Annotated in this window: 11 protein-coding genes; 2 read left to right on the top strand and 9 right to left on the bottom strand. The window is 48.2% G+C overall.

The window, feature by feature from the left end; all coding sequences use genetic code 11:
* Nucleotides 1-98 precede the first annotated feature (98 nt).
* From NST33_RS07450 to NST33_RS07440, 3 genes are all read right to left on the bottom strand, one after another.
* Nucleotides 99-233, bottom strand: coding sequence for a hypothetical protein (locus NST33_RS07450; protein ID WP_272907618.1), 135 nt, complete (start codon nt 231-233; stop codon nt 99-101).
* Nucleotides 230-1981 (bottom strand): ABC transporter ATP-binding protein, encoded by a 1752-nt coding sequence (locus tag NST33_RS07445; protein ID WP_237176445.1) that lies wholly within the window; start codon nt 1979-1981, stop codon nt 230-232. The genes NST33_RS07450 and NST33_RS07445 overlap by 4 nt, the downstream gene beginning before the upstream one ends.
* A gap of 202 nt (nt 1982-2183) precedes the next feature.
* Nucleotides 2184-4028 (bottom strand): ABC transporter ATP-binding protein, encoded by a 1845-nt coding sequence (locus tag NST33_RS07440; protein ID WP_339307380.1) that lies wholly within the window; start codon nt 4026-4028, stop codon nt 2184-2186.
* A gap of 90 nt (nt 4029-4118) precedes the next feature.
* On the opposite strand from NST33_RS07440, the gene NST33_RS07435 reads away from it, so the two are divergent.
* Together NST33_RS07435 and NST33_RS07430 are read left to right on the top strand one after the other, a co-directional pair.
* Nucleotides 4119-5012: a helix-turn-helix domain-containing protein gene (locus NST33_RS07435; RefSeq protein WP_339183062.1), complete on the top strand. Its 894-nt coding sequence runs from the start codon at nt 4119-4121 to the stop codon at nt 5010-5012.
* A 23-nt stretch (nt 5013-5035) separates the two neighbouring features.
* Complete coding sequence (locus tag NST33_RS07430; protein WP_339307378.1) at nt 5036-5488, top strand: DUF5412 family protein; 453 nt, start codon at nt 5036-5038, stop codon at nt 5486-5488.
* 334 nt (nt 5489-5822) lie between these two features.
* On the opposite strand, the gene NST33_RS07425 is transcribed toward NST33_RS07430, so the two are convergent.
* From NST33_RS07425 to NST33_RS07400, 6 genes are all read right to left on the bottom strand, one after another.
* Nucleotides 5823-6200, bottom strand: a complete 378-nt coding sequence (locus tag NST33_RS07425; protein ID WP_339307376.1) for a hypothetical protein — start codon at nt 6198-6200, stop codon at nt 5823-5825.
* A 172-nt stretch (nt 6201-6372) separates the two neighbouring features.
* On the bottom strand, nt 6373-7503 hold the full coding sequence (locus NST33_RS07420; RefSeq protein WP_339307374.1) for a glycosyltransferase family 2 protein: 1131 nt from the start codon (nt 7501-7503) through the stop codon (nt 6373-6375).
* A gap of 164 nt (nt 7504-7667) precedes the next feature.
* Nucleotides 7668-8414 carry a methyltransferase domain-containing protein gene (locus NST33_RS07415; protein WP_339183052.1) on the bottom strand — a complete coding sequence of 249 codons (747 nt, stop codon included), beginning with the start codon at nt 8412-8414 and terminating at the stop codon, nt 7668-7670.
* Nucleotides 8401-9804, bottom strand: coding sequence for a nucleotide sugar dehydrogenase (locus tag NST33_RS07410; protein WP_339183050.1), 1404 nt, complete (start codon nt 9802-9804; stop codon nt 8401-8403). The genes NST33_RS07415 and NST33_RS07410 overlap by 14 nt, the downstream gene beginning before the upstream one ends.
* 75 nt (nt 9805-9879) lie before the next feature.
* Nucleotides 9880-10869 (bottom strand): polysaccharide biosynthesis protein, encoded by a 990-nt coding sequence (locus NST33_RS07405; protein WP_339183048.1) that lies wholly within the window; start codon nt 10867-10869, stop codon nt 9880-9882.
* Between the two features lie 18 nt (nt 10870-10887).
* On the bottom strand, nt 10888-11577 hold the full coding sequence (locus NST33_RS07400; RefSeq protein WP_339183046.1) for a glycosyltransferase: 690 nt from the start codon (nt 11575-11577) through the stop codon (nt 10888-10890).
* Nucleotides 11578-11744: the final 167 nt, after the last annotated feature.

The following is an 11744-nucleotide window of genomic DNA, read 5'->3' as shown; positions in this document are numbered from 1 at the left end:
CAAAACGATTGCATTCATTTCAACATACAATAAGAGCTTAATTAACAACTAGTTTGTACTGTATACGCTCCTAGCCTTTCAATGACTGTATCTCAGACTCAGTTAGCCCATTCAATCATAGAAGCTTCGTCATGCAAATATTTCTGCCGCTCTTCATACAAACGACGTGCTTCCCGATCCTGACTCAAGAACTCCAGCGTATCCATTACTTTCTTAACCCCAGATTCATTCATGTTGTATCACCACCTCTTGCATTCATACGATAATACAATCCTTTCCTCTGCATCAGTTGTTCATGCGTTCCATCCTCGGCAATTCGGCCATGTTCCATCACAAGGATGCGAGAGCACTGACTAGCAACCTCCATGCGATGTGTGACAAGCAATCCTATTCTGCCTTTCATAAAGCTCAACAAGTGATTCATCACCTTCTGTTCTGTCTGAATATCCAGTGATGACGTTGGTTCGTCCAGAATATACAGGTCAGATGACCTCATAAAGAGTCTGGCAAGCGACAGTCGCTGTTGTTGGCCTCCAGATAGATTGGCCCCTTTCTCATGCAACATTGCTGCGTATTGTCCTTCCTGTGCCTCAATATATTCATGCAAACCTGCCTGCTCTGCCGCAAACTTCACTCTGTCCAATGTAACGTCTGAACTCAGACGAATATTATCTTCAATCGTTCCTGTGAAAAAAGTTGGTGTCTGCGGCATAGACGTCAGTCTGGATTGGTTATCCATTTCTATATACTCTGCAACATGTTTATCACCCAGCAATATGCTTCCGTTTGTTGGCGGGATCAGCCCTGCACACACTTGGCACAGTGTAGATTTGCCAGCACCACTAGCGCCAACTACCGCAACCAGTTCACCAGGAACCAGATTAAACGTAATCTGATTCAAAATCTTCCGACCACTGTTTTCATCGGTTACCGTAACCTGTTGAAGACGTAGCATAACAATTTCGTTCTCTTTATTTGCCCCTTTTTGTGTACTCCCTTGATCTTGGTTACAAATTCCCTGTGTAAGCTCCTCGTGCTTAGTATTGGATGCGTCTGTCTTCTTGTTCTCCGCCAATTTCAACCATGCAGAGATACGTCCAAATGCACCCACGCTGGCTTGCATCTGACTCCACTGGCTGGACAAGCCGAGTACTGGCCACACCACCAGTTCAAACAGCAGACTACTTGCAACAACCATGCCCGGAGACAAAGTTCCCCTAGCCGCTGACAAAGCAATAAGGAACAACGCTGCCAATTGAGCCAGACCAAACACCGCCATCGCCACGTTATCCGACATGCTCAGGGTCATCTGCAACTTAGCCTGAACACGATTCAGTGATTGCTGTTGTGTCCGAAAACGAGCGAGAAACCACGGTGATGCATTATAGGCTTGAATCACCGGTATCCCTTCAACATACTGTTGGATCTGTTCTTGGGACTCGCCTTCCCTGGATTCGACCTCATCGGACAGATGTATAATTCGCTGATCATACAACCTCGCCGTAAACCAGATTGCCCCTGCACTCACCAAGGCAATAACCGCAACCCATGCATCTGCTCTGTACAAGTATCCCAGCGATAGAGCAATGATGAGTACAACCGTAACACCCTCTGCAATAGCCTCCACAACTTCTGCACCATGCTTGGTGTCTTCCTTGATACGAAGCATCACATCCCCGGACTTCTGTCTGCGCACCCAGGAATAGGGCATCCGGTTTAACAGTTTCAACAGATCCATGGACATATCCCGTTGGATCGATTCCTTGAGCCATACCAGCACATAACGATGCATCGCGAGCAATACAATAAACCCTGCCAGAATGGCGATAAAGATCAACGCTGTAGCGTTTAACTGCTCCTCTCCCCCATCATGAATAGCATCCACGAAGAATCCCTGTACAAAGGCAAGTCCCCAATCAAAGACAGCATCTGCTGCGATAAAAATGAGCAAGATCGCTACAGCTAATCCATAAGGCTTCATCCAGCGAAAAATAACGGGCCATACCGTTGCCAATGATACAACTTGCTTTGGGTCATCTGGAACATCACTTTCGTTCATCTGATGATGAGCTTCTATTTCAGACTTTTCATTTTCATTATTTTCATTTATCTCATATGCTCCACTTTTCTCATGACTGCTCTTCATTTCAACTTCATCGGTATATGCTGCATCTTCGATCTTGTTACTCATGCTGTCCCTCCACTTCCGTATCCTGCTCCGCAATATAACTTCGATATCCGTTTGGACGATCCAGCAATTCACGATGAGTCCCCGTATCTTCGACGCGTCCCTGCTGAATATAGATGACCTGATCCGCCCGTTCGATCAGCGATAATCGATGAGTAACTGCAATAACCGTTGTGCCTTTGTCAGCAGTGATTCGGGCAAAGAGATCATTCAATCGCTGCTCATGCCACGGGTCTTGGGATGACGTCGGTTCATCCAACAATAGAATATCCGGGTTCCTCAGCAGCGCTCTGGCTAGACTAATACGCTGAAGCTCACCACCCGACATCGTCCCGCCTTGCGGCTGAAGCTCTGTCCCATAGCCGAGCGATTGACGCATAATCGCGTCATGTGCATGCGTCATATGGGCCGCAACCTTTACTTGATCGGCAGATATCCCCTCTTGTCCAAAAACAATATTCTCTTCCACTGTACCTGTGAAAATAAAGGCTTGTTGCGGAACATATACCTGATTGACATGCGCTGTCTGAACTTTGTGCATATCCTTCAGTGAATTCTTCTGATTCATGACCTGGATCGAACCAGTAACAGGTGTATCTAATCCGGCTATTAATTTCAATAACGTGGTTTTCCCGCATCCACTTGGCCCTGTGATTACAGTAAGCCTTCCTTTCTTGGCCTCAAAAGAAATATCTGTTAACACTTCTTCTTGCTCCGCATACCTATAAGACACATGCTGCACGTTAATGCCAGCCAGTTTAGATTGTTTTTCAATTTCACCTGAACCCGGTTCGGATCGTACATATGTATTTGTACCGGTATTAGCAACCGTGTTCTTTCTCTCCAAATCCAGCACCTCAAAGATTCTGGATGCATGAGAAGCCGAACCAATAAAATCATTCCACAGCCCAGATAACGATTCAATCGGACGTGTTAACTGACTGCTTGCTACCAGAAAAGCTGCCAGTCCGCCTACATCCATATGTCCATTCAGGACCTGCATGCCGCCTAGATAGAGAATCAGAATCATGCCACCATACGTTGAGACCCGTCCGGCTACTTCCGAAAGTCGTTGTAACACAGATACGGACATCGTATGTCTGAACACCTGATCCATTCGATCTTTAAAATGATGGTGTACATAACCCGCCAGTCCGTAACTTCGGATCTCAACTGGGGCTTGGATGATTTCAGTCAGTATCTCATCTCTTGACGCTGCGCTGGCATTCAACTGATCATGCTGTCTTTGTAGACGTTTACCAAGTCCTACCGTTACAAGAGGATAGATCAATGTGAATGCAGTGATAGCCAACGACAGCGGCAAGTTCACCCAGCTGAAGTAAGCAAAGGCAAGAATCAGCTGAATGATATTTTTCGCGAGTTCAATGCCATGTTGGTTGATCCCCTTCTGTGCTTCCTTGGCTGAAGTCCAGACCCTAGAGGTTAGGTCACCTGTATGATAATGTGCCAGGTCACGTGTCTCTGTGTTGCTAAAGGATGAGAGCAGTAGAGACTGCACAGACAATAATGTCTTTTGCTGGAATAACGTCTCGACCCTCGTCATGAATGCGGTTACAATCAATCGTAATACTACAATGCTAACGCCTATGATCAACCCAGAGTAGAGTAACGAAAACTGTGCTTCAGTCGCGCCTTTGACCAGTCTTCGGATCGATTCCAAATAACCGACCTCAATCAGGGAGACCAGACATGCGGCGAAAAGTAACAGAATGATGAACATACGGTACTTGCCCGTTAGTGTCCATAATCGAGTTAACATGCCTAACGTTGTATAAGTTCTTTTGTCAGCAAACATGGATGCTTTCTCCAATCTTGTCATTAAATTATGTACTTGGTTATGATATCATCGGTGATAAGGAAAAAATGAACATTTATTGCTGTAAGTACTATTAGAAGTAGGGAGATTGATATGCAACACGATCTGTTAGACACACTGGATAAGCTATTTGACTACATAGAAGACCATATTCAAGACAAATTAACGCTGGATCATCTGGCATCTGTGACTCATATATCCAAATTCCACCTGCATCGCATGTTCAAACATGTCAGCGGACAATTGCCTGGAGAATACATTCGTTCACGCAAATTGGCACGCAGCCTGGAGCAATTGGTGAATCTGAACTGGAAGATTATCGATATCAGCGGACATTACGCTTTTGAACATGAACAATCCTACATCCGTGCTTTCAAACAAGCCTTCGGCATTACACCCCTGCAGTATCGCAAACAGGGAGCTGGAAACCTTGAATTCACAGCCCGCATGACTTCGTCCATGATCACAACGCTTCCATATGGATATATTTTCAAACCAACGTATGTACGAAAACCGGCTATGAAACTCATTGGGCAACGGTCCCACATTCGGTATGCAGATAACGAAGAGCACTATGAAGCCAATTCAGCAGGCAACGACTTTTTTGAAAAACACTTTCATTCGATTCCTAACGTGCTGCAACCCAACGTATATATCGGATTTACCAATGAAATTAACGAGGATTACAGTACATATCAGCCGTCTGTAGAGGTCACCAGTCTGGATCATATCCCTGAAGAACTGGACGGAATTGAGGTCCCGGCCAACCAGTATGCCGTATTCAAATTTGTCTGTGATTTCCATCCAAGTCTCATCAATATTGATCATCTGGACAGTGTCTGGACATTTATCGATGAATATTGGCAGAGCCATTCGGGGTACGAGAAGAGTGATCCCTACTATTTTGAAAAAATTGATGGCAGTCTGGCTCAGGACCACTACGGAGAGTTGGACATTTATATTCCTGCAAAGCAAATTTCACTGTAAGGTGCAATTGGAGGATCAACCTTATGGACTTAAATACTCAAGCTAATTCAAGTTCATCCCATACAGATTCTCGCAAACCTTGGATACGTAGACACCCTATTCTCACTACATTTACATTGTTGATTCTTGTACTGTTTGCCACTGTATTCCTGTATTTCTGGCTCCGTTCTTACTTCTCCACGTTTGACCGTTCTGAGAAAGGAGAATTAAGCTATTCCATGCCTTCACGTAATGGTGACTATACTGCCGAAATTTACGGTGTACCTTACGGTGGTGCGGCAGGCGGCGTTACAATCTGGGTCGATGTAAAGAAGACAAATGCACCTGAGGGTGCCACGGTAAAAACAATCTTTCGTGCCAAGCACCACGGAAATAACCATCTCGAATGGGAAAGTGAAAACACACTCCGGATTGAAAACTGGAATGAATATACGGATGAGACCATCACCCTCAACATCGATGAACGAAATATATGATGGATGGGGCTGGGCATGCAAGAGCTTACGGATGAAAGATCAGTCTGTGCGATGCCTAGCACCCGAAAAGTAAAGAAACTTAACAGCTAATATGACGGCTCTGAACACTCGACGGCTCATCTTGATGCGTAATCCTCACTGCACCACATGTCAGAATTTCCAACGCTCTGTATGCCCGTGAAAATTTCACCAAATGCTACTTTCATTACACCATGGCAGGAGATACACGCGGCACGAGAAGCGTTAAAAGCCCCTCTCACCGACTCTTTCGGTTGAGCGGGGCTGCTCAAATGTTCTGCATTTTATAGTTTATTTACTTATACTTTATTGTGATCTAATATGCTTGTTTACTGCCAACTTCGTAGCTATCGGACTTTAAACATATGGCAGCATCATAATTATCTATTATATCTATTCTACCTCTTAATCCTCTTCTGTCTGCTTCTGCTTCTGCTTCTGCTTCTGCTTCTGCTTCTGCTTCTGCTTCTGCTTCTGCTTCTGCTTCTGCTTCTGCTTCTGCTTCTGCTTCTGCTTCTGCTTCTGCTTCTGCTTCTGCTTCTGCTTCTGCTTCTGCTTCTGCTTCTGCTTCTGCTTCTGCTTCTGCTTCTGCTTCTGCTTCTGCTTCTGCTTCTGCTTCTGCTTCTGCTTCTGCTTCTGCTTCTGCTTCTGCTTCTGCTTCTGCTTCTGCTTCTGCTTCTGCTTCTGCTCGCAATTGTGGCTTACACTCTATTTCCACTCAACCCTTATTTTCACTGATACGCCCTATCGCATCCTACCAGCAACGGATTAGTTTTTGTTGTTATTTCACTTCTACTTCAATCTATTTTCTCTATCTCTACCCCCGCTTCGAACTCTTCTGTCCTCATCTGTCCCAGTTCGTCTCCCTACTTACGCGGTGACACTTCACCACGTTCTTCCCGCTCCTTCATCTCCTTGCGTACCACAACTTCGAGCTTCTGCCGATTGGCAAGCAATCCGGGATCGTTGGGCAAGTACTCACGGGCTTTGGTGTTATGCATCAATGCCTGCTCCCAGTTGCCCAGATGAGCATAACAAAGGGATAAACGCGCATGTGGAAGCCAGGTACGGCAAGCCATAGGCACCGGGCGCAGGCCGGGATCGCGGCTGCTCACGTCCACCGCCTGCATATACCAGTAGATCGCCGAAACGGGTTCCTGCCGCTCATGGAAACAGGCCGCAATGGCGCAGCAGAAATCAGCATGTGGCAGATCATACTGGAACGACTGCAGCAATGCTCCGAGCTTACGGCCCGGCTCACCCAGTCGTTCATAACATTCCGCTAACCGCGCGCAGGCAATCAGGCGATCCTCGCGGTAACCGCTTGGCTGCTCCAGCAGCTTCGCATACCCGCGTGCCGCCGCCGCATAACGCTGACGGTCATAACATTCGCCTGCATAATAAAACAGCAGGCGACCTTGGGCTATGCCCTCTTCGGCGATCCATTTGCGCAGAATGCGCACATTTCGCGCCGAATGATGTCCCGCTTCGCGGCGATGCGTGACGGCAATGTCTGCCGTAATGACCTCGCCCCGCGGGAAGCTGAGTTGCTCGTGCAGCCGGCTATGCCAGCGGCACCCGGCATCCCGCTTGACCAGGCGAAGGCGTCGGTCCGTCACAAGTGGACTCCCCTCCGCACCCTCGGCCAGCGTGTAGTTCAAGATCACAGCTTCCGTCTTCCCCCCGGACGGAAGCTGCTGCTTCAACACCTCCAGCTTCGCCCGTTCCGCGGGCAGCAGCACATCATCCGCATCCATCCACAGGATATACTCCTGCGTGGCCTTGGTGAATGACTCATTCCGCGCTGCGGCAAAGTCTTCCTTCCATTCATACGTGTAGACCTGGTTGGTATACTGCGCAGCGATGTCCATCGTGCGATCCGATGAACCGGTATCCACAATGATGATCTCGTCCGCGATGCCGGCAACCGAGTCCAGACAGCGCGCCAGCATGCGTTCCTCGTTCTTCACAATCATACACAGACTGATGGTGATCACGTTTTGAGCCCCTTCCTGTCGTACGCGTATTGCAATATGTCGATCATGCAAGTTCCCCTATTTTCTAATTAACTCAAGTACATAGTTCCGGTGTACCTGCAGTAATTTTAATCTCTCAGGCACATGCCTTCTTATATCCTATCCTGTTACAATCGTATCCCATGTTACACTTCTCCACTCTCCTGACGGCGAAGCCGTTTCACCTGCTCCACCGCACTGTCCAGTGCCTTCTTGCGCTGCTTCATTACGCGGAGGTGCTGATGTTCCACCTCGGCAAAATGGACATGATCCAGTTCCATCCACTCCATCAATTGATCCAAAGTCGGCGACATATGCAGTTGTGTACTCCGCCGTTTGCGGGCCACGCAACATAGATATTTATGATGAACTTCAAGTTTCAAGACTTCAAAATACGGCATCAGGGTCATCGCCAGGCTTCCTGCATAGAAGGTCTGCTTGTGGTCATAGAACGGATGATATCCATACGGTACGGTCACAACCAGCGTCCCATCCTCTTGCAGCAGCCGATGAATCTGGACCAACAACGTCTCCGGATGAGCAAAATGTTCCAGTACTTCTCCAAGCAGCACAGTATCAAAGGTCGTCCGTACTTTCCATTGCGTAATATCCAGCATTCGAAAATCCACATTGTTCCTAACTGGCCTAGACTCTTTGGCAAGCTCAGCTTGCGCATATCGGACACTTTCTTCTTCCAAATCAATGCCAGTGACACGAAATCCTTCACGTGCCAGTAGAATGGACGTAATGCCCTGACTGCACCCGACATCCAGGATGCGTTTGCCTGTCGCCGCACGACACATCCAGTGGATACGTGTTCTCGTCGCTTCATGAGAATCCTCCGAATTGATCTCGCCGTAATAGCGTTCACTCACCCGGTCATGATTCGCCATAGGTTTCTCCCGTGTTTCCTCGCCGTACAGGCTGACCCAGCACCACAATATTTCCCCCGTGGCATCCGGCCGTTGCATTGCGTGTATCAAAAATCAGCTTTGCATGATCCGCCATCTCCTGATAATCGAATGCCGAATGATCCGTGGTGATGATCACCAGATCAGCTCCTGTCCACAATTCCGGTACAGCAGGCCGAGACTGGAGCATCGTACCGTCATCCTTCCGGAAGACAGGCACCATTGGATCGGTGAAAACCACATCTGCGCCCGCTACGCTCAGCAGCCGAAAAACGTCCAATGCTGGCGATTCGCGCAAGTCGTCAATATCTTTTTTATAAGCCATACCCGCCAGTACAACACGTGCTCCCCGCACAGATACACCATTCTGCTTCAGCAGCTCCGAGGCACGCTTCACTACTCTCTCTGGCATTTGCCGATTGGTTGCATCCGCCAGCTGGATGAATTGCAGCTCCGATCCCTGACGGTTTGCTGCCCAGGACAGATAGATCGGATCGATTGGGATACAATGTCCGCCGATACCGGGACCGGGATAGAAGGGCATATAACCAAACGGCTTGGTTGCCGCCGCATTCAGTACTTCCCAGATGTTTACACCCATCTGTTCACAGGCCGGGGTCAACTCATTCACGAGTGCAATATTGACACTACGAAATGTATTTTCGAACAATTTTGCCGTCTCCGCTACCGTTGTTGAACTAACCGGAACAACTTCGTTGAGGAATGAGCCGTAGAACTGTTTACCATAATTCAGACAAGCGGGTGTCGAACCACCAATAATCTTCGGGGTATTTTTCACACCATAATGAACACTGCCCGGATCTACCCGCTCCGGAGAATAACAGACGTAGAACTGTTCTCCAGCTCGCCAGCCGTTTGCCACTTCAATCGGTTGTTTCACGCGTTCTTCCGTTGTGCCCGGATAGGTCGTGCTTTCCAATATAACCAGGCTGCCTTCCTGCAAATACGGAGTCATGCCATCCACCGCGGCCGAGATATACGAGATATCCGGTTGATGATCGGCAGTCAGCGGAGTGGGCACACAGATCACGATGACATTCGCCTGTCTCACCGCTGCATAATCGGTGCTTGCCGTGAATAATCCAGCCTGCATAAGCGACTGCACAACATCATCTTCTATACCTATGACATACGAATTCCCGGCGTTCAGCTTAGCTACCTTGGAAGTATCGATGTCAATCCCGTGGACTTGATAACCGGCCTGTGCTATCTCTACAGCCATGGGTAAACCCACATAGCCTAGACCAATGACAACAGCTTTTAGGGAGCGGTCATTAATATGTTGTATAAGGTTACGTTGCTGTAACTCTTCATTACCTTCGTGCTGGTTGTGCTGATGATTTTCTTCCATACCTACCACCTCCAAACGCTCCGCCTCCCCTCGGTGGGCGTGTCTGAAAACTCCGAGCGAGTTTTGAGACACACCCTAATCGATATAGCCACCTGCACGCAAAAACCGGGCAATCGCTGGTTTGTTCATCATGGCACTGTCCGAGCGATACTCGGAGAAGTTCACACGTGGCAGACTGCTGTACTGATCCGTCAGGCTCTTGTCCTTGTGCTCCGGCAGGATGACATAATACTGCGCATCGTATTGGTACGTACGCGGCGCTTCAAAGGGCGAGATCAACACTTCATGCAATTTCTCGCCTGGACGTATTCCCGTCACCTTATAATCGAAGGATGGACGACCTGCCTGTTCCAACATGACGGATGCAAGTTCCGTCATCTTGCAAGCTTTCATTTTCATCACAAAAGTCTCTCCGCCCACGGCCGCCTCAGCCGCCTTAAGCAGTAAATGTATAGCTTCGGTACGCGTCAGGAAAAAACGGGTCATGCCTTTGTCCGTAATGGTCGGGCTTTTGCCTTCATCGATCTGACGCCGGAACAACGGCACAACACTGCCACTGGTTCCAAGCACATTGCCCCCGCGGATGCAGACAAACCGGGTACCTTCACTTAGCCAGTTGGCACGGATCATCATTTTTTCACCCAAAGCCTTGGTCATGCCATATACGTTAATCGGATCTACCGCCTTATCGGTGGACACATCGATGACTTTGGCAACCTGCATGCGTATCGCAGCCCGAATAATATTCTGCGTCCCGATTACATTGGTCTTGAACGCTTCATCAGGTTGGTCCTCGCAGACCGGAACGTGCTTCAGCGCAGCCAGATGGAAGAGCACATTCACACCTCTGCATGCATCTTCCACTGCCCGATAATCGCGGATATCCCCAATGATGAATCGCAGACGCGGATCATGGTTGAACTCTCGCTGCATCGCAATCTGGGCGTATTCATTACGTGACAGAAGGCGAATCTCAGCCGGGTCCTGCTCCAGCAGTACCTCAGTCAGCTTTTGACCCCAGGAGCCCGTTCCTCCAGTGATCAGAATCGTTTGTCCTTGAATCATGGATGAATCCCTCCCTGATCAGATCATGAATTCGCGTAGTACCTGTGCCATCTCATCCCGGCTTAACCGGTCTTTGGGCGGTACCTTTTTGGTTGAAGTATTGCTCGAATGCACGATGTTGACATAATTGCGCGGAGCAAGCAGCTCGTGCGGCAGTTCAATGACATTGCCATGTGTACCTCTGCCCGGAAGCTTGACCCGGTATCCTGCTGCGTATTCGGCTGTCTTATATAAGTAGACATAGAATTGCGGAGAACGGTGAAACGCTGGTGCCATCTCGTTATTCACACTGTCCCACAGATATCCGTTCTGGTTAATCAATGCCATCGTCTGCTGCTGCGGTTGAATATCGTAGAGTTGTTGAACAAAAGTTTTATGGTATAAATCATCCGAATCCAGACGGGCAATATAGAGTTGCTCCGTACCTTTGGCAAACGCCAAAATGGCACGCACACTCTCGATATTGGTTCCAAAACGAATATTGGAGGGAAGCGGCTCCTGACCCGCCAGAATCTCCTGCATTAATTCCCCGGATTCCTTGGACAACTTCACCACTGTGAGGAAATCCTGATTCGTCTGTGCCTTCAGGCAATGCAATGTGAACGTGCGGAAGATGCTCATCCGACGTTCCAGCCATTCCCGCGTCAATCGCTGCGGGTCCATCCCGTAATTGTTGAAGTTAATCTCAATCACAACTTTCCTGGACATAACATTCCTCCTCATGAACGCTGCAAATTCCGTTTACCGGATACAGACTGTTTTCATAGTTTTGATGCTGTCTTCCTACGAAGACCATCTTCTATCTATCTGATTGCTTACAAGCCACATCTCGCTTGTGAATCCAGCACTCTATATCGTATGAAACGTTGATAGAA

The organism is Paenibacillus sp. FSL L8-0435, from assembly GCF_037965655.1.
In the GTDB taxonomy this organism is placed as follows: domain Bacteria; phylum Bacillota; class Bacilli; order Paenibacillales; family Paenibacillaceae; genus Paenibacillus.
This window is presented reverse-complemented; position numbering and strand designations above follow the sequence as displayed.

Bases quoted from the DNA above. Each gene is read 5' to 3' on its own strand.
- NST33_RS07450 (WP_272907618.1), bottom strand. From the start codon at position 233: ATGAATGAATCTGGGGTTAAGAAAGTAATGGATACGCTGGAGTTCTTG.
- NST33_RS07445 (WP_237176445.1), bottom strand. From the start codon at position 1,981: ATGAAGCCTTATGGATTAGCTGTAGCGATCTTGCTCATTTTTATCGCA.
- NST33_RS07440 (WP_339307380.1), bottom strand. From the start codon at position 4,028: ATGACAAGATTGGAGAAAGCATCCATGTTTGCTGACAAAAGAACTTAT.
- NST33_RS07435 (WP_339183062.1), top strand. From the start codon at position 4,119: ATGCAACACGATCTGTTAGACACACTGGATAAGCTATTTGACTACATA.
- NST33_RS07430 (WP_339307378.1), top strand. From the start codon at position 5,036: ATGGACTTAAATACTCAAGCTAATTCAAGTTCATCCCATACAGATTCT.
- NST33_RS07415 (WP_339183052.1), bottom strand. From the start codon at position 8,414: ATGGCGAATCATGACCGGGTGAGTGAACGCTATTACGGCGAGATCAAT.
- NST33_RS07410 (WP_339183050.1), bottom strand. From the start codon at position 9,804: ATGGAAGAAAATCATCAGCACAACCAGCACGAAGGTAATGAAGAGTTA.
- NST33_RS07405 (WP_339183048.1), bottom strand. From the start codon at position 10,869: ATGATTCAAGGACAAACGATTCTGATCACTGGAGGAACGGGCTCCTGG.
- NST33_RS07400 (WP_339183046.1), bottom strand. From the start codon at position 11,577: ATGTCCAGGAAAGTTGTGATTGAGATTAACTTCAACAATTACGGGATG.